Annotated in this window: 21 protein-coding genes, 1 rRNA gene and 1 pseudogene; 21 read left to right on the top strand and 2 right to left on the bottom strand. The window is 52.0% G+C overall.

Features of this window, described 5'->3' with window-relative positions; genetic code table 11:
- The 14 genes from rrf to bioD (ET810_RS04055) all read left to right on the top strand — a co-directional run.
- A 5S ribosomal RNA gene (gene rrf, locus ET810_RS04115) occupies positions 1 to 114 on the top strand; the annotation flags it as partial.
- A gap of 105 nt (positions 115 to 219) precedes the next feature.
- Positions 220 to 1,437: a hypothetical protein gene (locus ET810_RS04110; protein ID WP_087453897.1), complete on the top strand. Its 1,218-nt coding sequence runs from the start codon at positions 220 to 222 to the stop codon at positions 1,435 to 1,437.
- Positions 1,438 to 1,481: 44 nt separating this feature from the next.
- Positions 1,482 to 2,465, top strand: coding sequence for an HAD-IIA family hydrolase (locus tag ET810_RS04105; RefSeq protein ID WP_087453898.1), 984 nt, complete (start codon positions 1,482 to 1,484; stop codon positions 2,463 to 2,465).
- 6 nt (positions 2,466 to 2,471) lie between these two features.
- The gene (locus tag ET810_RS11945) at positions 2,472 to 2,633 is read left to right on the top strand and encodes a hypothetical protein (RefSeq protein WP_166741065.1); all 162 of its coding nucleotides are present in this window, start codon (positions 2,472 to 2,474) and stop codon (positions 2,631 to 2,633) included.
- Positions 2,634 to 2,663: 30 nt separating this feature from the next.
- Positions 2,664 to 3,485: a TlyA family RNA methyltransferase gene (locus tag ET810_RS04100; RefSeq protein ID WP_134315887.1), complete on the top strand. Its 822-nt coding sequence runs from the start codon at positions 2,664 to 2,666 to the stop codon at positions 3,483 to 3,485.
- A complete protein-coding gene (locus ET810_RS04095; protein ID WP_087453900.1) occupies positions 3,482 to 4,441 on the top strand; it encodes an NAD kinase in 960 nt (319 codons plus the stop codon). The genes ET810_RS04100 and ET810_RS04095 overlap by 4 nt, the downstream gene beginning before the upstream one ends.
- Before the next feature lie 65 nt (positions 4,442 to 4,506).
- On the top strand, positions 4,507 to 6,246 hold the full coding sequence (gene recN / locus ET810_RS04090) for a DNA repair protein RecN (protein ID WP_134315889.1): 1,740 nt from the start codon (positions 4,507 to 4,509) through the stop codon (positions 6,244 to 6,246).
- 93 nt (positions 6,247 to 6,339) lie between these two features.
- Entirely contained in the window at positions 6,340 to 7,533 is a 1,194-nt protein-coding gene (gene steA, locus ET810_RS04085) for a putative cytokinetic ring protein SteA (RefSeq protein ID WP_087453902.1), read from the top strand.
- Positions 7,534 to 7,554: 21 nt separating this feature from the next.
- Positions 7,555 to 8,508 carry a copper transporter gene (locus ET810_RS04080; protein ID WP_087453903.1) on the top strand — a complete coding sequence of 318 codons (954 nt, stop codon included), beginning with the start codon at positions 7,555 to 7,557 and terminating at the stop codon, positions 8,506 to 8,508.
- A 38-nt stretch (positions 8,509 to 8,546) separates the two neighbouring features.
- Positions 8,547 to 9,215 carry an NUDIX domain-containing protein gene (locus ET810_RS04075; RefSeq protein ID WP_087453904.1) on the top strand — a complete coding sequence of 223 codons (669 nt, stop codon included), beginning with the start codon at positions 8,547 to 8,549 and terminating at the stop codon, positions 9,213 to 9,215.
- On the top strand, positions 9,212 to 10,144 hold the full coding sequence (xerD, locus tag ET810_RS04070; RefSeq protein WP_087453905.1) for a site-specific tyrosine recombinase XerD: 933 nt from the start codon (positions 9,212 to 9,214) through the stop codon (positions 10,142 to 10,144). Before ET810_RS04075 ends, xerD begins: the two co-directional genes overlap by 4 nt.
- 226 nt (positions 10,145 to 10,370) lie before the next feature.
- Entirely contained in the window at positions 10,371 to 11,240 is an 870-nt protein-coding gene (locus tag ET810_RS04065; RefSeq protein WP_087453906.1) for a ParA family protein, read from the top strand.
- A 10-nt stretch (positions 11,241 to 11,250) separates the two neighbouring features.
- Positions 11,251 to 12,069: a segregation and condensation protein A gene (locus ET810_RS04060; RefSeq protein ID WP_087453907.1), complete on the top strand. Its 819-nt coding sequence runs from the start codon at positions 11,251 to 11,253 to the stop codon at positions 12,067 to 12,069.
- 147 nt (positions 12,070 to 12,216) lie between these two features.
- A complete protein-coding gene (gene bioD / locus ET810_RS04055; RefSeq protein WP_087453908.1) occupies positions 12,217 to 12,822 on the top strand; it encodes an ATP-dependent dethiobiotin synthetase BioD in 606 nt (201 codons plus the stop codon).
- 44 nt (positions 12,823 to 12,866) lie between these two features.
- On the opposite strand, the pseudogene ET810_RS04050 reads toward bioD (ET810_RS04055), so the two are convergent.
- Positions 12,867 to 14,374, bottom strand: a pseudogene (locus ET810_RS04050) (peptide MFS transporter).
- Between the two features lie 91 nt (positions 14,375 to 14,465).
- Between ET810_RS04050 and ET810_RS04045 the strand changes: the two are divergent.
- From ET810_RS04045 to ET810_RS04015, 7 genes are all read left to right on the top strand, one after another.
- Positions 14,466 to 15,764, top strand: coding sequence for an adenosylmethionine--8-amino-7-oxononanoate transaminase (locus tag ET810_RS04045; RefSeq protein WP_087454878.1), 1,299 nt, complete (start codon positions 14,466 to 14,468; stop codon positions 15,762 to 15,764).
- 35 nt (positions 15,765 to 15,799) lie between these two features.
- Complete coding sequence (gene bioD, locus ET810_RS04040; protein ID WP_087453910.1) at positions 15,800 to 16,489, top strand: dethiobiotin synthase; 690 nt, start codon at positions 15,800 to 15,802, stop codon at positions 16,487 to 16,489.
- A 128-nt stretch (positions 16,490 to 16,617) separates the two neighbouring features.
- Positions 16,618 to 17,241, top strand: coding sequence for an SMC-Scp complex subunit ScpB (gene scpB / locus ET810_RS04035; RefSeq protein WP_087453911.1), 624 nt, complete (start codon positions 16,618 to 16,620; stop codon positions 17,239 to 17,241).
- Positions 17,242 to 17,339: 98 nt separating this feature from the next.
- Positions 17,340 to 18,419, top strand: a complete 1,080-nt coding sequence (locus ET810_RS04030) for a pseudouridine synthase (protein WP_375167315.1) — start codon at positions 17,340 to 17,342, stop codon at positions 18,417 to 18,419.
- Between the two features lie 6 nt (positions 18,420 to 18,425).
- On the top strand, positions 18,426 to 19,145 hold the full coding sequence (cmk, locus tag ET810_RS04025; RefSeq protein ID WP_087453914.1) for a (d)CMP kinase: 720 nt from the start codon (positions 18,426 to 18,428) through the stop codon (positions 19,143 to 19,145).
- Complete coding sequence (gene der, locus ET810_RS04020) at positions 19,135 to 20,763, top strand: ribosome biogenesis GTPase Der (RefSeq protein ID WP_087453915.1); 1,629 nt, start codon at positions 19,135 to 19,137, stop codon at positions 20,761 to 20,763. Before cmk ends, der begins: the two co-directional genes overlap by 11 nt.
- Positions 20,764 to 21,157: 394 nt before the next feature.
- On the top strand, positions 21,158 to 22,543 hold the full coding sequence (locus ET810_RS04015) for an anaerobic C4-dicarboxylate transporter (RefSeq protein WP_087453916.1): 1,386 nt from the start codon (positions 21,158 to 21,160) through the stop codon (positions 22,541 to 22,543).
- 98 nt (positions 22,544 to 22,641) lie between these two features.
- On the opposite strand, the gene ET810_RS04010 is transcribed toward ET810_RS04015, so the two are convergent.
- The gene (locus ET810_RS04010) at positions 22,642 to 23,487 is read right to left on the bottom strand and encodes a class I SAM-dependent methyltransferase (RefSeq protein WP_087453917.1); all 846 of its coding nucleotides are present in this window, start codon (positions 23,485 to 23,487) and stop codon (positions 22,642 to 22,644) included.
- Between the last annotated feature and the right edge of the window lie 85 nt (positions 23,488 to 23,572).

The raw sequence follows: 23,572 nt of genomic DNA, 5'->3' as shown, positions 1-23,572 counted from the left end.
GGTGGTTATAGTGTCGGGGGTACGCCCGGTCCCTTTCCGAACCCGGAAGCTAAGCCCGATTGCGCTGATGGTACTGCACCTGGGAGGGTGTGGGAGAGTAGGTCGCCGCCAACCAAAAAATTTGATAGAAGAGTGGTTATATAGGGTGTGTGTTGTGTAGGAGGATAAAATTTCTTCTATACTACACACCCTATTTCCGCATTTTAATAAAGGAATTTTATGGCTGATTCTCATTCCCGTGAAGGCCGCTCGCAGCGCGGCTTTAAGTCTCGTGACGACCGCCGTCAAGGTGGTGAACGGGGACGCCGTGGTGAGACCTCATGGGGACGTAATGACCGCCATGAGGGAAATGACCGACGCGCTGGAAGCTCAAGTGGCGGACGTCGAGAAGGCTACGGACGACGCCGGGATGAGAACGACCGTAAGTCCGGACGCCCCTTTGATAGAGATCGCAGGGAGCGTTTTGATGATCGCGGTAAGCGAGGGGACGAACGCCGCGACGATCGTCGTCAGAGTTCCCGTTGGGATGACGATAGGCGGGGGCCTCGTCGGGATGACCGTCGTAAAGACTGGAACGGTGAGCGTAATAGTGAGCACCGTCGAGGCGGGCGCCCAGAATATCGCCGTGGAGATGGTGAACGCTCTGATCGACCACGTAATGATCGTGGCCGTGATGGGGAACGCCGCCACTCACAACGCGGTGGAGCTGACCGCGATAAACAGCAGCGCGGGCCAATTCGTCCAGGCTACCGCGAAGAACGCATCAATAATCGCGTGAATGAACCGGATTTGCCGGATGACATCGACGTGCGTGATCTGGATCCTATGGTATTGCAGGATCTTAAGGTTTTAGCCAAAGACAATGCGAACGCAGTGGCTAAGCACATGATTATGGCTGCTACATGGATGGCAGATGACGCGCAGCTCGCTTTGAAGCATGCACGTGCAGCTAAAGATCGTGCCGGCCGCATAGCGGTTGTTCGTGAGACATGCGGCATTGCTGCTTATCATGCGGGAGAGTGGAAAGAAGCTCTTGCTGAGCTTCGTGCTGCGCGCCGTATGAGCGGAGGCCCTGGCCTCATCGCTGTTATGGCTGACTGTGAGAGGGGATTGGGTCGTCCAGAGAAAGCTATCGAACTCGCTCGCGATGAAGATCCAGCATCCTTAGATCCGGAGACCCGGATTGAGCTTGCAATCGTAGTAGCAGGAGCCCGTCTAGACTTAGGCCAGCCTGATTCTGCGGTGGTCATCTTGCAGCGTGAGAACCCTGATGCTGCTGCAACCGGATTGGGCGCGGTGCGCTTGTCCTACGCGTATGCAGATGCGTTGCTGGCTGCCGGTCGAAAAGACGATGCCCGAGAGTGGTTTGCCATCGCAGAAAAACAGGATGTGGATGGCTACACCGATGCAAGTGAACGTTTGCAGGAGTTCTCTTAATCCCTAATTATCTGCTTCTACTAACGTGAACTAAGCTGAAGAGTATGTCTTTACTCCAGCATCATGATGCTCTGTTCTTTGACCTTGACGGAACCGTCTGGGAAGGAGGCAGGGCATTGCCAATGGCGGTGGAGGCGTTTGAGAAGAATACGCTGCCCGTAGCGTTTATCACTAACAATGCGTCTCGTGGACCTAGTGCTGTGGCCGAGATGCTTCAAAAAATTGGCATTGCTGCTTGCGATGAGGACGTATTGACCTCCGCACAGGCAGCAATTGATCTTGCCTCGGAATACCTGCAGCCTGGCGATACAGTGTATGTGCTTGGAACTGACTCCTTTAAAGCCCTAGCACGAAACGCTGGTTACACAGTGGCAGTATCTGCTGATGAAAAGCCGCGTGCGGTGTTCCACGGACATAATCCTGAAACCGGATGGGCAGAGCTTTCTGAGGCCGCAATGTCTATCCGGAACGGTGCTCGCTACTTCGCGTCGAATTTAGATTCGACGCTGCCAACCGAGCGCGGATTGTGCGTGGGAAATGGCTCAATGGTTGCAGCTATTGTGAACGCAACGGGTGTGCATCCTGTGTCTGCTGGAAAACCAGAGGCTGCGATGTTTAACGTAGCAGCTCAACGTCTGGGAGTTTCTAAGCCGTTGGCTATTGGTGATCGTCTCAATACGGATATTGCGGGAGGCGTAGCTGCAGATATGGCGACGCTTCATGTAATGACTGGTGTATCCCGACATTGGGATCTCCTACGGGCTATTCCTTCTGAACGCCCAACATATCTAGGATTAAATTTATCCGATTTGTTTGCACTGCCTAGTAAGCTTCTGCCTGGTAGCCAAGGTGAATTCCATGCCGAGTGGTGTGGCAATGATATTGAGCTAAGCGGAGGGACGTCGGCCGCAACGTCCATGGAAGCGTTGCGTACGGTAGCCGGTATTGCTTGGGAACGCGAGGCCTGGACCGGAAAGCTGCTTACCCGTGGGGAGCATGCTGAGCGCGTGCTCTTAGACTGGGAGTGATAAATCGTGGAGGCGCCGAAACCCCATGATCCTCGTCTGCAGGGAGTAACTCCAGACGAGGTGAAGAGCGAATTAGCGGAAATATTATCTGAGACCCCGAGTGATCTCGCAGCGGAATCTGAACTTTTAGCTCGTGCGCATGAAGTCCTTCACAGCGCGCTTCAGTAATTTTTACCGTAGGAAGGTTTGAGACTGTAAGTGGCTTCTCGAAAACGCCTTGATGCGGAGTTGGTGCGCCGCAAGATTGCGCGCTCACGTGAGCATGCTGTGGATATGATTCGTGGTGGGCAAGTGTACGTCCAGGGAATACTAGCCACTAAGCCAGCGACGCAAGTAGAACCAGAAGTGTCAATACGGGTTGAAGAATCCGCTATCAACGATTGGGCGTCGCGTGGCGCGCATAAGCTGCTTGGTGCTCTTGAGGCTTTTCAACCCCAAGGGTTAAGCATTGAGGGTAAGAAAGCTTTGGACGCAGGGGCGTCAACAGGAGGCTTCACCGATGTGCTTTTGCGTCGTAAAGCCTCTCAAGTTGTAGCGGTTGATGTTGGATATGGTCAGCTCATATGGCGTTTGCAAAACGATGATCGTGTTCTTGTCTTGGATCGTACGAATATACGAAACCTCGACGTAGAAGCCACGCAAGGACCCTGCGATTTGATGGTCGGAGATCTCTCTTTCATCTCTCTCAAACTCACGCTACCTGCAATCGTGGAGTGTCTTGCTGATGGTGCTGACCTCATCCCCATGGTCAAGCCCCAATTTGAAGTAGGAAAGCAACGCCTGGGCAGCGGCGGCGTAGTGCGTGATCCACAGCTGCGAGAAGAGGTGACGGTGGAAGTCGCCGAGTTTGCACAAAGCTTGGGACTGAGCTTAGTGGGCGCGGTGGCATCGCCGTTGCCCGGTCCTTCGGGAAACGTTGAATTCTTCTTATGGCTGAAAAAAGATGGCGGTAAGGCGGCCGCCGATCCAGATGTCCTCCGTGCAATGGTTCATAAGGCTGTTATGGAAGGACTACAATGAATCAGCTTCATAGCTCTGAGAATCGGCTTATTTTGCTCGTGCCACATACGGGTCGTGACTCTAATGTGGCCACGGCAGCTCTTGCTGCTGAGCTTCTCGACGACGCCGGGATTGCAGTTCGTATTCTGGTCCCTGAATCAGACACCACGGTATCCAGCCACCCAGTGCTTAGCCAATTTGAAAGAGTGACGCATTCCTTAGACGCAACAAGTGGCGTAGAGCTTATTTTGGTTCTAGGAGGCGATGGAACATTCTTGCGAGCGGCTGATCTAGCCCACGCAGCTGATTTGCCTGTCCTGGGGATCAACCTTGGACATGTTGGTTTCCTCGCTGAATGGGAAAAAGACTCGCTTGATGAGGCAGTGCACCGTGTTATGAAAGGTGACTATCGCGTCGAAGAACGGATGACGCTGGATGTTGAAGTGCGAGATCAAGAGGGAAATCTTTTAAAACGGGGATGGGCGCTGAATGAAGTCAGCATTGAAAACACCAATAGACGTGGTGTGCTTGATGCAACGCTGGAAGTAGATGAGCGTCCCGTGAGCTCTTTTGGCTGCGATGGTGTGATTGTCTCGACGCCAACGGGGTCTACTGCCTATGCTTTCTCTGCTGGCGGCCCTGTTCTGTGGCCCGAACTTGATGCAATCGTGGTGGTGCCCAACAATGCGCATGCACTCTTTACTAAGCCGTTGGTTGTTAGTCCGCACTCCTTGGTCGCAGTGGAATCCAAGCCACATTCTTTTCCCGCAATGGCTGTCATGGATGGTTTCCGGTCAATCGCAATGCCACCGGGCGCACGAACGGAAGCGCGCAAAGGACAACGCTCTGTTAAATGGGTGCGATTAGATAACTTGCCTTTTGCAGACCGTTTGGTATCTAAGCTGCGACTTCCTGTTGAGGGATGGCGTGGTCCATCAAATGCTCGGTTGTCGGAAAAGAATTGCTCTGATTCTTAAAACCTCACCCCAAAAAGTAGAACGGATGTTCGCATAATCTGGGCTGTTTGATGTAGTATGTGGGCATGCTTGCAGACATTGCCATTGAAAACCTTGGCGCTATACCTCACGCTTCGCTTGAATTGAGTGGGGGGCTGACCGTCCTGACAGGTGAAACCGGCGCGGGTAAAACAATGGTTGTTACCGGCTTAAGGCTGCTGACGGGTGGCCGGGCTGATGCACAGCGCGTACGTTCAGGGGCAGCGCGTGCCGCGGTAGAAGGGCGCTTTACCCTGGATAGCGTCAGCGGAACTATCGCAGAACACGGACGTGAGGTTGTTGCCTCCGTGGGTGGGGTTTTGGACGAAAATGGGGAGATCATTGCATCGCGTACCGTGAGCGCTCAGGGGCGTTCAAAAGCATATCTGGGTGGCCGGGCTGTGCCAGCTGCTAGCCTTTCGGATTTTTCTGCAGAACTCCTCACGATTCATGGACAAAATGACCAGTTAAGGCTTCTTAATTCGGATCGGCAGCGGGAGGCTTTGGACCGCTTTGACCCGGCTATATCTCCTTTGCTGGAGGAATGCTCTCATGCTTTTAAAAACTGGCGGAAGCTTGATAAAGATTATCGGGAGCGCCTCAAATCGCGGATGGAACTCGCTCAGGAAGTAGATCGTCTGGAGTTTGCCATCAAAGAAATTTCCGATATTGATCCGCAGCCTGGGGAAGACGCTGAAATCCAATCTCTCATCCGCCGACTACAAGATGTAGACGAGCTGAGAGAACAGGCCACTACCGCGTTGGGTGCTATCGACGGCGCAGAGGCGCTTAGTGAGTTCGGAGATTTTGCCGATAGCGATGGTGGTGCTGCCTCTGACCTTGTAGGGCGAGCTTTCTCCGCCGTGCACAATAGCTCAGATCCAGTGCTAAGGGGAATCGCTGAGCAGCTCGATCAAGTCACCACAATTCTTGCGGAGCTATCAGGAGAACTAGGAAAATACTTGGGCGAATTGCCCATGGATGCAGACCAACTGGAGCAGTCTCTCCAGCGTCAGCAAGCCCTGAAATCCCTTACCCGTAAATACGCTCCTGATATTGAAGGAGTGTTGCGATGGCGGATGAAAGCTGAAGAAAAGTTGGAGTCCATTGACGTCTCTCCGGAGGCGCTAGAGGAACTTAAACGCTCAGTGTCTCGTGCGGCCAAGAAACTCGATGCAGTTAATAAAAAGCTTTCTCAAGCTAGAGCTAAAGCGGCTAAAAACCTGAGTCTTAAAGTCACAGAAGAGATACAAGGTTTAGCCATGCCCAAGGCCGTTTTCTCGGTGGATATTCAGCGTTCTGAGCCTAGTGCGCATGGTATTGACTCAATTGAATTTCGGTTGGCTCCGAATTCTCAAACTGAGCCACGGCCGCTTGCATCTTCAGCATCCGGCGGAGAATTGTCCCGCGTGATGTTGGCATTGGAAGTGATTCTTTCTGCAGGTTCGCGGGGAACGACTCTTGTTTTTGATGAGGTCGATGCCGGCGTGGGAGGTCGTGCAGCCGTAGAGATTGGACGTCGATTAGCAAGGCTTGCTCAATGGAATCAGGTTATCGTGGTTACTCACCTAGCCCAGGTAGCTGCCTATGCGGATACACACTTACACGTAGCTAAAAATGTAGGCGATACTTCTGTAGCCTCTGGGGTTGAGGACCTTAGCGATGAGCGGCGAGTGGAGGAGCTCTCTCGGATGCTCGCGGGACTGGAAGACACCGAAAGCGGTCGGGCTCATGCTGCAGAATTATTGGATAAGGCTAGGTCAGAGATCAAGGAGTGGCGGGACTAAAAGAAAATAGGTGTAAGAAAAGATCGTATTTCTTCCCTTATTCTTTGATAATCTTCCGCGCGCCTCACCGGGTTGAGCAGTTTTCATTGGACAATGCAACCCATGAGTCTGTTCTCTCGATCCGCTGACCTTCCGGGCCTTCATGCAGTGACACGCGACTGCTCGTCGCGAGGAAAAGGCTTTGGACGTCTGAGTAAAGGGGACATTGCAGTCATTGATGCCCCTGATATTTCTCGTCCTTTGGCCCAAGAGCTGATAGAAGCGAAACCTGCAGCTGTTGTGAACACCGGGCAGTTTTCTACTGGAGTTATTCCGAACTTTGGGCCGCAGATGCTGCTTGATGCCGGGATTCTTCTCGTCGAAGGTGTCGGCGTAGATATCTGGACAACTCTTAAAGACGGAAAGAAAGCCCGGCTAACGCAAGAAGGCCAGCTTTTTTATGGCGAAAAGCTTATCGCTTCGGGTTCTGTCCTTGATGCGGTACGTGCAGAGGCACAATTTGTTGATGCACAGCAGTCGCTCGTGGAACGGATGGAAGCATATTTTGGCAACACCATCCAATTTATTCATGCTGAGGCTCCGCTACTTATAGATGGCCTAGGTGTGCCAGACACCGGGGCAAATCTACGTGGAAAGAAAGTCCTTGTAGTAAGCCCCGGACCGCAGCACCGTGGGCAGGTTAAAAATCTGCGTAACTTCATCCGTGAGTATGAGCCGGTGTTGATCGGTGTCGATTCTGCTGCAGACACGCTTGTAGAGCTTGGATATAAGCCGGACTATATAGTCGGTGATCCTTCAGGTGTGGGCGCAGAAGCATTAAGAAGCGGTGCGCGCGTCATACTGCCGGCGGAACCGGATGGTCATGCCTGTGGGCTGGAGCGTATCCAAGATTTAGGCATCGGCGCGATGACTTTCCCAACATCAGTGGATACTGCTATGGATCTGGCACTCTTACTTGCAGACTTCCACGGTGCGGACTTGATTGTTAGCTGTGGGGCACATTTTGACCTGGAATCGATCTTCTCTGAGCGCGAGTATGCTACGCCAGCTGCGCTTCTTACACGGGTAAAGATTGGTGAGCGACTAGTAGACTCCGAGGCCATTGAGAAGCTTTACACAGTTCGCTCTGGTGGAAGTATTGCGTGGCTGTGGGCGATACTCGGGATTTTAGTGGCTATTGCTGTAGCTGTTGTTATCGCAGGCACAGCCGGTGATGGGAGTTTTACACAAAACCTCATTGATACGTGGAATAACATTGCCTTGGCTTTCCAAGGGTTGTTCAAATAGCTCTTAGGAGGAAAGCAGAATATGGCACGAAAATCTGGTCATTCGGCGGCGGTTACCGCAGGTCTTGCCTTCGGCTTAGCCATAGGGCTGGGTTTGGGTACCTATGTTTTGTCCCCGAACTTGTCGGGTGGAAGTAGTCATCAGCGACTCACCCTGGAAAAAGAACGCAATGAGGCTCGCGAGCGCGCGGATATTCAAGCGGCACAAGCAAGCAGCGCAGATCACTTTGTGGATAAGCTAGCGGCATCAGTCTTGCCTGACACGCTTAAGGAACGTCCTATTCTTATGATTCGGACTGCTGATTCCTCGGATGAAGATGCGAAGGCCCTGGGTGAGGATCTCAAGAGAGCTGGTGCGATTAACTCTGGAACAATCTCGTTGACTGAAAAGTTTTTTGCGCAGGATGGTGCGGACGGTCTAAAGAACATCGTTTCTACCGTTTTGCCAGCTGGCGCTCAATTATCCACAGACAAGCTTGACCCTGGTACCCATGCTGGCGAGGTGTTGGGAAGCGCTTTGACGCTTAACCCGCAAGACGCTAAAGAACAAGCAACTCGTGATGAACGAAGCTTGGTTCTCAACGCGCTGAGGGAGGGCGGGTATCTTTCCTATGAAGAAGGCACGATTTTGCCTGCTCAAGCTGTTGTTGTTCTCGGTGGAGATAGCGACGGTGCCGGAGCTGATTTCACGGTGAAAAACCAAGTGTCCTTTGTAGAAGCGCTTGATTCTCGTGGTTCCGGTGTTGTGTTTGCGGGTCGGATTCATATGGCGGCAGACAGCGGGGCATTAGGGAAATTGCGTGCTAATAAAAAGGCGGCTTCTCAGGTTTCTTCAGTGGATTCTATTGATCGTTCCTGGGGTAAGATTGCTACCGTCCTGGCTCTTAAAGAGCAGCTTTCCGGTGGTGCTGGGGCCTATGGTGCTGCAGGAAACGCTGATGCTACGGCACCCGCACCGAGTGAGGACAAACAATAAGCATTCGTGCGTAGTGGCCTGCACGTCGATACGCGCGAATGCTATTAAAGTTGAGCATTATGACTCACCGTTTTACTGTTACCAGCTCTGAGTTGCTTATCGACGCCCCGATTTTGGCGGTTCGCCGAGATACCGTCACTATGCCTAGTAATTCCAGTGCACATCGTGAGATTGTCGAGCATTTTGGGGCAGTCGCAGTTGTTGCGGTTCAAGGTCAGAGCATCGCGATGGTGAAGCAATACCGACACAGCGTTGGGCAACGGTTATGGGAACTTCCTGCTGGTCTACTCGATGTCGCAGATGAATCACCCCTTGACGCAGCACAGTGCGAGCTGATGGAAGAGGCTGGACTTGCTGCAACTGACTGGGAAATCTTAGTCGATCTGGTCACGAGCCCCGGCTTTTGCGATGAAGCAGTTCGCGTGTACCTTGCCCATGGCCTATCGCATGTGGAGCGCCCTGAAGCCAAGGATGAAGAAGCTGACATGGCTTTGGAATGGGTGCCGCTCGCGGAGGCAGTCGATAGGGTCTTTGCCGGGGACATTGTTAATTCGATCGCGGTATCCGGGATTTTAGCGCTGCAGGCGCATAACCTGGGCACTCGGACTCTTAGAGGCTCAGATCAACCTTTTGATCTTCGCCCTACCCGGTTAGCTGAACGCAGAAAAGACGTTGCTAAAAATCGCGACCTGAAAACTTCTTCATGACGCCCCCTAAGGCAGCCGCCGATCGCTGGTTAACGCATTTAGCCATCGAGCGTGGGGTTAGCGCTAACACCCTGAGCAACTATCGACGCGACGTGCAGCGGTATCTTGATTGGATCTCGCATCGTGGCATCGACGATCTAGCCGCTATGACCTCTCGAGATATCGAGTCCTATGTTCTTGATCTACGGCGGGGCGATCCGGATACAGGTAAGCCGCCTTTGGCTGCTTCGTCGGCAGGCCGTGCACTTGTGGTTGCGCGGGGGCTTCATAAATTTGCACTGATGGAGGGGCTGATACCCATTGACGTAGCTGGCGAGGTTTCTCCTCCATCGACTGGTCGGCATCTGCCGGATACTCTGTCAATCGCAGAAGTCGATGAGCTTATCGGAGCGATTCCTACGGACGATATAGCTACACCTGAGGATTTACGCGATGCAGCCCTGATCGAGCTGCTCTATGGCACCGGTGCTCGTATATCGGAAATCATGAATCTCACAGTGGATGAGGTGACGGTGCTGGAAGAGACAGAGGGCATGTTGCGGATCGTGGGAAAAGGGGATAAACATCGTATTGTTCCTGTTGGCTCGATGGCGCAGAAAGCGTTACGACGCTACCTCGTCCGGTCGCGGCCACAGCTGGCAAAAGGAAAGAGCCACGCGCTCTTTTTGAATAAACGCGGCGGGGCGTTATCACGACAAAGCGCGTGGCAAATACTGAAGAACTCTGCGCAGAGAGCTGGGATACAAAAAGATATTTCGCCTCATACTTTGCGCCATAGCTATGCGTCGCATCTTCTTGAGGGCGGTGCGGATGTTCGCGTTGTACAAGAACTTTTGGGGCACTCATCCGTGACCACCACGCAGATTTATACGCATGTGACGGCGGATAATTTGCGTAGTGTATGGGTGCAGTCGCATCCTAGGGCTTAAACCACCCCTTCTTTGGTCAAGGTTTTCGGCTTGAATTATTGGAATTTCTCCAGGTTGATCGGCGCGTCTTGCGGGCGCTACGCAAGAATTTTCTTCAGGCGGTTAATATCAACAGTGTAATTTAGGTTGTAGTCTCGCCGAAGATGATAGGACCCGACTGGTGTTGGGTACATGGTGGGGTGAACGGGAAGTAAGAGTCGTCGACTGTCAAGGAAGTGGAATAGACATGAGTGATTCGGGACTGTTCGATACACCAGACTCGAAAATGGGGCTCACTGGGCGTCCGCTCCAAAAGTTCCCCGATCCCACGCCTTTGGAAAAGCATGGACCCGCCAAGATTATTTCCATGTGTAACCAAAAAGGCGGAGTGGGTAAAACCACTTCCACGATCAACCTGGGTGCTTGCTTGGCTGAACTAGGGCGAAAGGTTCTACTCGTAGACCTTGACCCGCAGGGGGCTTTATCTGCAGGATTGAGTATCCCGTATGAGGAACTAGACATTACGGTTTACAACCTCCTCGTGGATAGGCATACCTCGATCTATCAAGCGATTCATCACACGTCTATTCCCGGTCTTGACCTGGTTCCGGCGAATATCGATCTGTCCGCGGCAGAGATTCAACTTGTCAATGAGGTTGGTCGGGAACAGACACTAGCTCGTGCTTTGCGCCCTGTGATGAAGGATTATGACTACATCATTTTGGATTGCCAGCCCTCTTTGGGGCTTTTAACGGTTAATGCTTTGACCTGTTCCCATGGCGTGATTATTCCCATGGAGTGTGAGTATTTCTCGTTGCGTGGACTTGCTTTGCTTACTGATACCGTGGAAAAAGTACGCGATCGTCTTAACTTTAACCTTGACATCGTGGGAATCTTGGTCACGATGTTTGACCGACGCACCACGCATGCTCGCGAGGTAATGTCACGAGTCGTGGAAGTCTTCGAGGATCGTGTCTTTGACACCGTCATTACCCGGACGGTCCGGTTTCCGGAGACCTCTGTGGCCGGTGAGCCCATCATCACCTGGGCCCCGAGCTCGCAGGGAGCCCAACAGTACCGTCAGCTTGCTCGTGAAGTCATCGAGCGCACAAGCTAGAACTTAGAACGTGGCGACATCACGTATTCCGGATAATCAACCAGAAATTACTGGCTTTAGGATTGTCCTCAACAATTTTGAAGGCCCCTTTGATCTTCTTCTGCAACTGATCAGCGCCAAGAAAATGGATGTGACTGACGTCGCCCTGTCTAAGGTGACGGATGAGTTTGTTGCATACACTCGCCAACTCGGAGAATATTCTGAGCTTGATGTGGTGACTGAATTTTTGGTGGTTGCAGCGACGCTGTTAGATCTGAAGACCGCTCGTCTTCTTCCTAGGGGCGAGATGGAGAGTGAAGAAGACCTAGCGCTCTTGGAATCCCGTGATCTTCTTTTTGCACGATTATTGCAATACCAGGCGTATAAACAAGTCGCCGATATCTTTGCGTCGTGGCAGCGGGATGCACGTCGTAGATTTCCGCGAACAGTTGCTATGGAGGAGCAGTTTGCTAGTTTGCTGCCACCGGTAGTTCTGGGGCATACCCCTGACACTTTTGGCCAGCTTGCTGCGAGTGTTTTTAGGCCTAAACCCCCAGAGACGGTTGCCACGGGGCACATTCATCAAGTAGCAGTCTCTGTGCCTGAACAAGCGGGGAAAATCCTGGATACGTTGCGTTTGGCTGGTAAAGACGAATGGGTTTCTTTTCTTACTTTGACGCAGGATTGTACAGCTTCGATGCACATAGTGGGAAGATTTTTAGCTCTTTTAGAGCTCTACAAAGCTCAAGCAATAAGCGTTGCACAAGATGAATCTTTGGCTGAATTGTCAGTAGCATGGACTGGACTTGAAGTGGATCCGGCGGTAGTTGCATCAAGTAACTGGGAATAGTTGTTCAGAAACAAACTAAGGTTTTTTAGCGCACGTTTAAAGCATGTGCGCTACTGCAACGGGGGTAGTAATGGCTAGTTCCTGACAAACGATTACTATCGGGGAACGAGTGTTTGCTTATTAGTGTCGGCGAGAGGGATAAAACTCGTGAGCGTAGTTGTGGTATCTGGATTGGCTACAGGCGTAGGCAAAACTACCGCGACAGCAGCGATCGTTCAGATTCTTCGGGAAAAGGGGAAGGACGTTGTTCCCGTTAAAGTCGCTCGCTTAGGAACGTCGGTTGCGGGAGCGGACATCGGCACAATCGAAAAACTCACAGGTATCCGCGGCGAAGATTTTTCTTCTGAAGAAGATCCGTTGGCAAAGGTTCGAGAACTTTCGGACACGGGAGTTACCGTGGTCCTTGAAGGCTCTGGTGGCCTTAGCGTCCCTTTGCTCAACGGTAAGACAATCGCAGATATTGCCGCAGAATTAAATGCCCCCATGATTGTGGTTTCGGGCATGGCTTCGGGAGCAGTGGGGCTTGCCGTGCAAGCAGTGGCTTTTGCGCGTGCTTGTGGCGCTCGTGTCGCGGGCCTGCTGGGCGGGAAACTGCCTTCGGGGGCTGATCTGCGGACGCGTTTGACCCTCGTGGAAGTATCCCGTGCAATAGGCGTGCCATTTTTGGGAAGCCTCAATGATGGCGTTGGTTCGTTGGGGTCGGAGCAGTTTGCTCAGGCGCTTTCAACGATTTTTCTTCCCAAAGATTGGTAAGCGCAGACCTCCTCAAAAGTTGCGCAAGACATCGAACAAAAATCTTATTGGGCTGTAGCTCGTGCAAGCTTGTGTGCTGCTACCCATGTGCATAACCCGATGCATATTGCCAAGGACCCGCACGCAAAGAAATAGATTCTCTCAGCGGAGGCGGATTCCGAGTCGTAGTAGGAGGAGATACTTCCGGCAAGCGCGGTTCCTATGGGCATCGTAAGGAAGTACAACGCAGAAAACTGGGTGCGGTAGGCCGCTGGTGCGTGCTTTGCGGTGGCTGCCATTCCGATGGGACCTGCGAATAACTCGCCTATTGCGGTGATGAGGATGCTTAAAGCAAGCACGAGAAGCGGCGTGGAATTGGGGCCGCTGCCTGCAAAGGGGATGAGCACGAGGAAACCGGAACCTCCGACGATAACGCCGATGGAGATTTTGGTAGCTGCCGTGGGGCCGCGGGATCCAAGCTTTGCCCACAGGTAAGCAAGGGGAATGGAAAGCGTAAGAACGAAGATAGGATTCAGCGACTGAGTCCATGCAGCGGGGAATTCAAAGCCGGCAATTGTGCGATTGAGCCGAACATCGGAGTACACGGCTAGAACACCATATGTCTGATTCATAATGGCCCAGAAAGCCACTGAAGCACAGAAGATGGGGATGTAATTAAGAATGCTGTGGCGTTCCTGCCGGGTGGTATGCGGGGAGCGGAACATAGTAACCATAAGGAAAACAGCTGCGGTGATAGTAATGCCGAGGAGGAAATGGGCAAGGGAAGCTGCTGTGAAGATCCCCAGGGTTACAGCAAGTACCACCACTATGAGGGACAATATCCCCACGGACGTGATCGTGAGTGCTGTCCGTCTGCTTACTGGATGCGCTGGAGATTGGACGCATTGTCGGGACTGTTCACTCATTTCTTCTAGAGCACGGCTTCGTAGAGCCACATATACTCCCATGCCGATAATCATCAGGAGAGCTGCAGCTAGGAAACCTACGTGGAAGGAGTAGGTGAGCGCTAGCCACCCTGTAAGCAGTGGTCCTGCTACCGCCGCTACTTGAATTCCTAGGTAGAAGAATTGAAATCCGGTCTCACGATGTGCGTCGCTGTGGGAGTCTTCCCTGTAGACAGTCCCAAGAACGGTAATTGCCGCTGTTTTTAAAAATCCTGACCCTAGCGCTATGAGTGTTAAACCAGTTGCTAGCCCCGGGATGGGGTGGATGAGGGATAGTATTAGGTGCCCGATGACGAGGAGCGAGGCTCCTAAGAAAAGGGTTTTTCTGCACCTAGGACTCTGTCGCCCACCCATCCTCCTGCAAAGGTGCACAGATAAACAAGCGCCCCGTAGGGTCCGATAAGTGCAGTAGCCTCGGGTTTTGCTAAGCCTAATCCGCCGTTACTGGCCGTGTAATACAGGTAGTAGCCAAGGATGGCCTGCATGCCATAAAAGCTGAAACGTTCCCAGGCTTCGATGCTGATAATCGAGCGGACCGCGATGGGGTGATGCCAAAAGTCACTTTTATGCACAGTTGAACGTTGTTCAAGATGAGTCATAATATGCATTATGACGTGTAACGCCCAGAAAATGGTGTTAAACGCAAAAAAATTAATTTTTGTTCTCAAAACTCTAAATTCAGACGAGAAACGTGGGACTGTGAATCCATTCGAGCAGCAAGTTCACTTTGACCAAGACCGTATCTGGCATCCGTATAGTGCGATGCCAGCCCCTATAGCGCCGCAGCTTGTTGCGTCCACAGAAGGTGTTTATCTCACGCTAAGCGATGGTTCTACGCTTATCGACGCCATGAGCTCCTGGTGGGCAGCAGCTTTTGGGCATGGACACCCAAAGCTCAAGGAAGCGGCACATCAACAGATTGAGACAATGAGTCATGTGATGTTTGGCGGGCTCACGCATTCGCCTGCAATCGCTCTCGCTCAGAAGCTGGTGAGCGTTACAGATAAGGGGTTAGAAAAAGTCTTCTTTTCAGACTCAGGGTCTGTCGCTGTAGAAGTGGCGATGAAGATGGCGTACCAATACCAGCGAGGTATCGGGCACCCAGAACGTCATCGTTTGCTCACCTGGCGAGGTGGTTACCATGGCGATACTTTTGCAACCATGAGCGTGTGTGATCCCACTGGAGGAATGCACTCAATGTGGGCAGATAGGGTCGCTTCCAATGATTTTGCGCCAGCTCCTCCTACGCGTGGGGCGTCGAGAAGCAGCGTTGAGCAGTATCTGGATACCCTAGAAGCTCATGTCAATAGCTCAACAGCTGGGATTATTATTGAACCTATAGTGCAGGGTGCTGGGGGAATGCGCTTCCACGATGAATCTCTGATCCGAGGTATTCGCGATATCTGTGATAGGCATGACCTGGTTTTTATCGCCGATGAAATAGCCACTGGCTTTGGTCGGACTGGGGAAATATTTGCCACTACGGGTGCGGGCGCTACCCCGGATATTTTGTGCGTTGGCAAGGCGCTTACCGGGGGCTTTATGTCCTTGGCAGCAACGATCACAACAGAGCGGATTGCCGCAGCGATTAACACGCCAGGTGGCGGGGGTGCGCTGATGCATGGGCCAACTTTTATGGCTAATCCTTTGGCTTGTTCAGTTGCTTCTGCCGCACTTGAACTGGTGATTGAGGGGACATGGCGGAAACGAGTCCCAGAGATCGAGCAAGGACTTCTTAAGGGGCTCTCGCCGCTGAAAGAATCTCCCGCCGTTGCCGATGTCCGCGTACTAGGCGCAATTGGAGTGGTGGAGATGAAAGAACCAGTGGATATGCGTTTGGCCACGGAAGCCGCAATCGCTGCAGGAGTGTGGCTGAGACCATTCGGGCGTCTGGTCTATACGATGCCTCCGTTTATATCTACAGATGAACACATCGGTAGCATCTGCGAGGCCATTGCAGCCGTGGTCAGTGCTGAACAGTGCCGTTTGTGTGCTTAGAAGTGCCCGTTTAGTTTTCGCAGAATTGGAGCATTATGCCTATCGTAGCTATCACAGGAACAAATACCGATGTAGGAAAAACCATCGCGACTGCGGCTCTTGCCCTGCATGCAGCGTCTTTGGGCTTCGAGGTGGTTCCCGTCAAGCCAGTTCAGACCGGCGAACCTCTGGGAAGCGGAGACATAACGACCGTGGAAAAACTAGCCGGTGTTGCTGGAATTGAATTCGTGCGTTATCCAGAGCCTTTGGCGCCCAATCTTGCGGCTAAGCGAGCAGGGATGCAACAACTGGGCCTTGATGTGTTGGTGGACAAGATCAGAGACCTCGACGCGCCACATCGGCTTGTCCTCGTAGAAGGCGCTGGCGGATTATTGGTCCGACTTGCTGATGAGCTCACGTTGGCCGATGTGGCTGTGGCATTAGGAGCACCCCTCATTGTAGTTACTAGTCTTAGTCTGGGATCTCTCAACATGGCGGAACTTACTGTTGAAGCAGCGCGACGTCGCGGATTGCATGTTGCTGGGCTTATCGGCGGAAGCTTGCCTGCACAACCGGATTTAGCTATCCGACTTAACCTCGATGAGATGAGCGCCGTGACAGGCGTGCCTTTGTGGGCATGTCTTCCGGAAGGTGCAGGAAGAATGTCTCCCGAAGAGTTTGCCCAGGTTGTCTCCTCGCTTGGGCTGCCGGACTTGCGCTCGAAGCTTTCACAACAGAACGTTTAGGTGGTTGCACGTGCTTGTATGATTTTCCCGTCGGATTATTCAGCGGCAGATTAATTCGGCGGAGAGAAAAGATCAGGTGCGACACCTGCTTGATAAAGACATCCACTGAACCATTAAAAGAGGCAGATATGAGCACCGAATATTCGGAAAATACTGGAACAGACGATGCTTCGTCTGCTTCTTTAGCGCACCGAGGACTTGGGCTAATCCCTCAGCTGCGTTCTCGCATCGAATCAATCCTTTTAGTCGTTGATTCCCCAGTGAGCGTGGAAGCTCTGTCGCGGGCGCTCACTGTTGATTCTGAGATGGTGCAGAAGAGTCTTCAAGAGATATCTACAGAATTTCGTCATAGGGGCAGCGGAATGGAATTGCGTGAGTCTGAAGAAGGATGGCGATTATATTCTGTTCGGGAAAACGCGGAAGTCGTAGAGAAGTTTCTCTTGGATGGAACTCAGTCGCGGTTGTCACGAGCTGCGCTGGAAACGCTGGCGGTCGTAGCTTATCGACAACCTGCGACCCGTGCTCAGGTAGCGGCAGTACGAGGCGTTAACGTGGACGGCGTAATGCGGACTCTGCAATTACGCGGGCTTATTAGGGAAGTTGATATGGGTGAGACTGCTGAAGCCGGTAATGCTCACCATTATGAGACAACGGAGCTCTTCCTAGAGCTTCTAGGTATTGATTCCCTGGACCGCTTACCAGAATTAGCGCCTCTTCTTCCCGATATAGACAGTATTGATGAGCTTCTTTAGCGCTTCAGGCCAAAGCCAAAATTAGCTAGTCTTGAGTTATTCGGCTAAGGTGGCCAGTGCTTTATAACCGCATACAATTTCTAACGATAGGACGTATCGTGACACGAACCGCTCGCCGAGATGGCACACCGGATAGAGCCCGTCGGGGCCGCGAAGACAACCGCGGCAGGCGTGGCGAAGGCCCCAAGCGCACAGAAACAAGCAGCCGAACAAACGGCAATCGCGCTGCCCAAGGGGGACGCACTCGAGGCTCTGAAACTTTTCGTACCGGGGAGAACACTCACGACTCTTATGGTTTTCGCCGGAATAATAAACCGGTAGAAACCACGAAAAAGGCGCGCCCACAGAAGCAAAAGAAAGAGCGCCCCTCAGAAATGCTTCTGTCCAATGCTCGCCCGGCTAAACGGCAAAATGTTGAGCAACGTGATTCCGGAAGCGCAACCGGAGAAGGCGTTCGTCTGCAGAAGGTTCTTGCACAAGCTGGCGTAGCTTCGCGCCGTCATGCAGAAATCCTCATCGACTCTGGTCGCGTTGAGGTCAACGGAAAGATCGTGTTGACCCAGGGTGTTCGTGTGAACCCTAATGCGGACATCATTAGGGTTGATGGCGTTCGCATCAACGTTAATGAGGACATGCAGTACTTTGTGCTCAATAAGCCACGCGGTTTGCAATCTACTATGAGCGACGACATGGGACGACCATGCGTTGGTGACATCGTGGGTGAAAGGATCGCTGCTGGTCAGCGCCTGTTCCATGTGGGTCGTCTCGACGCCGCGACAGAAGGACTTCTGCTTCTTACCAATGACGGAGAACTGGCTAACCGCCTGATGCATCCCAAGTATGAAGTGGCCAAAACCTATTTGGCTACCGTGCTAGGTGAGGCCGACAAGCGCCTGTTAAAGCAACTGCGTGATGGCATTGAGCTAGACGACGGCCCCGCAAAGGCTGATTTTGTGCAGATCGTGGACACTCATCAGGGCAAGTCCCTTATCCGTATCGAGCTACATGAAGGTCGGAAGCATATTGTTCGCCGGATGCTAAAAACAGCTGGTTTCCCGGTAGAGAGGCTCGTGCGAACCAAGATCCATACCATTCAATTGGGTGAACAAACGCCAGGCGTAGTGCGTGCACTTAACAGTAACGAGCTTGCGAGCCTTTATAAAGCTGTAGGGATGTAAAACTTGATGGATAAACAGCTTTCTAATATGCCGGAGAACGGGCTGATCGTTGCTATCGACGGCCCATCCGGCGCCGGAAAATCAACGGTATGCCGTGCGATTGCGGCTAGACTCGGGGCTCAGTATTTAGACACTGGCGCCATGTATCGTGTGGCCACGCTGCATGTTTTGCGTCAGAAGATTGACCCGAATGATCATGAGGCAGTGGCGAAAGTGACTGAAAAACTTCCTTTGACGATCAATGATGACCCTGCCTCGCGCAGCGTCATGCTCGATGGGGAGGACGTTGCTTCGGAGATCCGTGGCGTTGAAGTTACCCGGAATGTTTCTGCGGTTTCGGCCAATCCTGCCGTGCGTACTAATTTGGTTGCGTTGCAACGTCGTTTAGCTTCCGCTGCACGACGCTGCATCCTTGATGGGCGCGATATCGGCACGAATGTTTTAGTAGATGCACCCGCAAAGATTTTTCTTACCGCTTCTCCAGAAGTGCGGGCTACTCGGCGCTTTGAACAGGATCGAGCCGCCGGCTGCGAAGTCAATTTTGAAGATGTCTTAGAAGACGTAAAAAAACGGGATTATATCGATTCAACCCGTGCCGTCGATCCTCTTCGACCGGCTACCGACGCAGTGATTGTAGACTCTTCTGAACTTTCCCTTGAGCAAGTGATCGAAACATTAGTCACGCTCATCGAACGCTCTTCTGAAAGGAATTCCAATGAGCGATAAACGCATTTCTCAAGAAGAAAATAATGAGACAACGTTTGTCTATCACACTCCACATGGAGAGATGGATGCGGCTGAGGTTTTCGCTGAAGAAGACGTAGTGGTCCCGGGTGGTGGCTACGCAGCTTCCGATTTTGATCAAAACGACTACAGCTTTGAATTCTCAACGGATGAATCAGGAAACTTCGTTTTTGACGAATCTGAGTTTGCCGAGCCTGATTTCGGAGAAGATTACGATGAGGAAGACTGGGAAGAACTCGAGCGGAGCTTTGGCATTGATGCTGAAGGTATTACTCGCGAGAACCTCTGTCTCTGTACTGTTGCCATCGTCGGACGCCCGAACGTAGGAAAATCTTCCCTGGTCAACCGCTTCCTGGGACGTCGAGAAGCAGTCGTCGAGGATTTTCCGGGGGTTACCCGAGACCGAGTCTCCTACCTGGCGGACTGGGGAGGTCAGCGATTCTGGGTTCAGGACACCGGCGGGTGGGATCCCAACGTAAAAGGTATCCACGGAGCGATCGCTCGACAGGCCGAAGTCGCCATGGCTACGGCTGACGTCATCATTATGGTGGTAGACACCAAGGTTGGCATCACAGAGACTGACTCTGTGATGGCTCGTAAACTGCAACGTGCTGAGGTTCCGGTTCTTCTCGTAGCCAATAAATTCGATTCTGATAGCCAGTATGCGGATATGGCAGAGTTCTATGCTTTGGGCCTAGGAGACCCATGGCCGGTGTCCGCGCAGCATGGTCGTGGTGGCGCTGATGTCCTAGAACAAGTGCTGGCTGCGTTCCCAGAAGAACCTAGGTCGGCTTCGATTGTGGAAGGGCCACGTCGTGTCGCGTTGGTAGGCAAACCGAATGTTGGTAAGTCCTCCTTGCTTAACAAGATCTCTGGTGAAGACCGCTCGGTGGTAGACAATGTTTCCGGAACCACCGTGGACCCCGTTGATTCGCTGGTGCAGTTAGACCAGAAGCTATGGAAGTTTATTGATACTGCTGGTCTCCGCAAAAAAGTTAAGAATGCTCAGGGACATGAGTACTATGCGTCGTTGCGTACCCGTGGCGTCATTGATGCTGCAGAGGTCTGCGTATTCATGATTGACTCCTCCGAGCCGGTATCAGAGCAAGATCAGCGGGTTTTGGCAATGATCCTTGAATCTGGCAAAGCTTTAGTGCTGGTCTTTAATAAATGGGATTTGATGGACGAGGATCGTCGGTGGGAGTTGGATCGAGAAATCGATCAACAACTGGCTCATATCCCATGGGTAAAGCGCGTTAATATTTCTGCGAAAACCGGTCGTGCTTTGCAAAGACTAGAGCCTTATATGCTTGAGGCTCTTGAAAACTGGGATAAACGAGTAAGTACCGGCCAGCTCAACACCTGGTTGCGTGCGACTATTGCGCAGAATCCTCCGCCAATGAAGGGTGGTCGAGTCCCTCGCGTCTTGTTTGCTACCCAGGCCACTACTCAACCTCCGACGATTGTGCTGTTTACAACCGGATTCTTGGATGCCGGTTATCGCCGTTATCTGGAACGTAAATTCCGAGAGTCATTTGGTTTTGAGGGAACTCCGGTAAAGATTGCAGTTAGGGTGCGCGAGAGGCGATCTCAAAAATAACACTGCTGTAGCTCAAATATGAGGCTATATTCTCCTTGCGAGATATAGCCTCATATTTTTATTCTATCACAATATTGCATACCTCAAAGCGGGGGTATTGATAATGTGCCAGATGAATAATTTGCATAATTTTGATTGGTCAAAATAGCATGCCGTGCTGTTTTTTCTTTTGGAAATATGGCTTTTTGTAGATATTTTTGCAGGTACTTGCGGCGTTTTTTTATGACTGGCATCGGGTGCTTGGACGCGGTATTGCAAAATCGCAATAGAGTGAAATATGTCTCTATCTATCGGTTTTATGACGTATTCTGACGCGTTTTAAGCTGTGATCGACAACGAGTGAGAGTCTCCTTGGGGGACAAAACTAGCCTGTTCTTCGCTGAAAGGAGCATCCATGCTCGCAACAATCCTCGATCCGATGTCGGGGTTTGCCACTAGTATCCAAGTAATCCTCATTCTCGCCTGCCTCGTGCTGGGAACACGGTATGGTGGTATGGGGCTAGGCCTAATTTCAGGTATCGGTCTTCTTATTCTGACGTTCGTCTTTGGTCTTAAGCCTGGAGATCCGCCGGTATCTGTGATGCTGACGATCATCGCTGTGATTGGATGTGCAGCGACGTTGCAGCAGGCAAAGGGCCTGGATGTAATGATGCAGTTTGCTGAGCGAATCTTGCGTAAACATCCTGAGCGCATTACGATTTTGGCGCCAATCACCACGTGGACCCTGACCGTTTTATGCGGAACGGGACATGTTGTGTACACGATGTTCCCGATTATTGAAGACATCGCAGTGAAGACGAACATCCGCCCAGAGCGCCCAATGGCGGTTTCTTCTACCGCAGCGCAGATGGGCATCACTGCATCGCCAGTGTCTGTAGCTATGGTGTCTCTTGCGTCAATTCTCGCTGAAAATGCGGGAGTGACAGGCGCCGCGTTTTCCATCCCTCAGATTCTTGCCGTTGCGCTACCTGCGTCGTTAAGCGGTGTTCTTGTCGCTGCACTGTGGTCTTTGCGTCGTGGCAAGGACTTGGACAAGGACGAGGAGTTCCAGGAACGCCTCAAAGATCCCGCTTTCAAAGAAGCAGTGTATGGCGATTCACATTCGCTTATCGGGCAGAAATTTGAGCCAAGTGCTTATCGGGCCACATACATCTTCCTAGCCGCGATCGTTCTTGTGGTGATTTTGGGAGCTGCTGAGTGGCTACGCCCGAGCTTCCCGGATAAGAACGGTGATTTGAAAGCACTGTCGATGAACCTGGTCATCCAGATGATCATGCTTGTTGCGGGCGCCTGCATCATGTTGTTCTGCAAGGCAGACGCTGGAAAGGTTGCTTCGACGACTGTATTTAAAGCCGGTATGACTGCAGTCTTCTCGGTATTTGGCGTGGCGTGGATGGCCGATACGTTCTTCCAAGCACACCTAGACAAACTTGTTGATGGACTCAGCGGCGTTGTACAAAATCATGCCTGGGCGTATGCGGTTGTTCTGCTGATTGTCTCTAAACTGGTCAACTCTCAAGGCGCGGCAATCGTAGCTATTGTTCCGCTTGGCTTGAAGCTAGGTGTGAGCCCGGAAACTGTCATTGGTTTTATCGGTGCTGCTTACGGCTACTTTATCTTGCCCACCTATCCGTCGGATCTCGCTTGTATCGGATTTGATAAGACAGGCACCACGCGTATCGGTAAGTTCGTGATCAACCACTCGTTTATCATTCCAGGTTTTATCTGCGTGATTACGTCCTGCGTAGTCGGTACGATCTTGGCCCAGATTTTGCTCTAAACAGCGTAAAAACGCATTGCTTAGTGCAAAAGTCCAGCACCACGCTTGAACTACGTGGTGCTGGACTTTCTTTATTTATAGGGAAAACTGCGCTTGTGTCACCTACGTTTTTTGGACAACACAAAGGCATCGCACCGGTATGGGAGTTCTATGAGATCTGTATCTGAAAACCCAAGATGCTCGTTGAGGTACCAGGAAAGATTGGCGGTTACTTTCTCTCGGGTTTTTTCTGAAGATCTGAGCCAATAAGAGCGAGTATGCGTAAGCAGATGAATAGACGTAGTGGTCATGGGATGAGACCATCTGAGCCGCACTTCTTTTGAGATAAACCAGGGATCGTAAAAAGTAGGGATGAATCCCTCTTTCAGAGTGTCTCCAGAGTGCATAATGCGGGATAACCGGTGAACCCAGGGGATAGAGACATCTAAGGTATTCCAAACAAGTAATACCTGGCCCGATGTGCTCGTAACCCTATCGAATTCTTTGGAAGCGAGGGCTGCATCGAGCCAATGCCACGTCTGAGCGCACGTGATTGCATCAAAAGCGCCACTTGCTGCGGAGGTCTGCTCCGCGGTAGCAATCCAAGCAGGGACCTCAAGATGACTGCGCAGAGTTCGTACCATGTCTCCGCTGGGATCAAGGGCAAAGACGTGGTGACCGCGCTCTTTAAGCTGTTCGGTGAGCTTACCTGTACCGCAGCCTACGTCGAGAAGCTTTGCGTTGGCAGAAACCTCTAACAGGTCAAGAACTTGGGCAGGGTAGGAGGGGCGAGCTTTGTGGTAATCGTATGCCCCTGATTTAAATGCACGAGCGGAAAGATTACGGTGCTCGTTGCTATGAAATTTGGGAGTATCTCGTTGGGAAACGGGAGGTGCGTTGGGCGGCGGGACAAAGGCCTGAGACACGGTATGTGAGCTTCGGAAGCTAGATTGGTTTTCGCACATCGCTTACTTATCGTAGTGGGTGACTGGGGTGTTGCCTATAAAATAATGGTCCGTTGAAGCTCTTTCGCTCACACCACAGTTTGAT

The organism is Corynebacterium silvaticum, from assembly GCF_004382825.2.
Taxonomy (GTDB): Bacteria; Actinomycetota; Actinomycetes; order Mycobacteriales; family Mycobacteriaceae; genus Corynebacterium; species Corynebacterium silvaticum.
Note: the sequence above shows the minus strand (reverse complement) of the source record. Positions and strands in the feature narration are given on the sequence as shown.

Coding starts and splice junctions, on each gene's coding strand:
- ET810_RS04110 (WP_087453897.1), top strand. CDS start 220: ATGGCTGATTCTCATTCCCGTGAAGGCCGCTCGCAGCGCGGCTTTAAG.
- ET810_RS04105 (WP_087453898.1), top strand. CDS start 1,482: ATGTCTTTACTCCAGCATCATGATGCTCTGTTCTTTGACCTTGACGGA.
- ET810_RS04095 (WP_087453900.1), top strand. CDS start 3,482: ATGAATCAGCTTCATAGCTCTGAGAATCGGCTTATTTTGCTCGTGCCA.
- recN (WP_134315889.1), top strand. CDS start 4,507: ATGCTTGCAGACATTGCCATTGAAAACCTTGGCGCTATACCTCACGCT.
- steA (WP_087453902.1), top strand. CDS start 6,340: ATGCAACCCATGAGTCTGTTCTCTCGATCCGCTGACCTTCCGGGCCTT.
- ET810_RS04080 (WP_087453903.1), top strand. CDS start 7,555: ATGGCACGAAAATCTGGTCATTCGGCGGCGGTTACCGCAGGTCTTGCC.
- ET810_RS04075 (WP_087453904.1), top strand. CDS start 8,547: ATGCTATTAAAGTTGAGCATTATGACTCACCGTTTTACTGTTACCAGC.
- xerD (WP_087453905.1), top strand. CDS start 9,212: ATGACGCCCCCTAAGGCAGCCGCCGATCGCTGGTTAACGCATTTAGCC.
- ET810_RS04065 (WP_087453906.1), top strand. CDS start 10,371: ATGAGTGATTCGGGACTGTTCGATACACCAGACTCGAAAATGGGGCTC.
- bioD (WP_087453910.1), top strand. CDS start 15,800: ATGCCTATCGTAGCTATCACAGGAACAAATACCGATGTAGGAAAAACC.
- scpB (WP_087453911.1), top strand. CDS start 16,618: ATGAGCACCGAATATTCGGAAAATACTGGAACAGACGATGCTTCGTCT.
- cmk (WP_087453914.1), top strand. CDS start 18,426: ATGGATAAACAGCTTTCTAATATGCCGGAGAACGGGCTGATCGTTGCT.
- der (WP_087453915.1), top strand. CDS start 19,135: ATGAGCGATAAACGCATTTCTCAAGAAGAAAATAATGAGACAACGTTT.
- ET810_RS04015 (WP_087453916.1), top strand. CDS start 21,158: ATGCTCGCAACAATCCTCGATCCGATGTCGGGGTTTGCCACTAGTATC.
- ET810_RS04010 (WP_087453917.1), bottom strand. CDS start 23,487: ATGTGCGAAAACCAATCTAGCTTCCGAAGCTCACATACCGTGTCTCAG.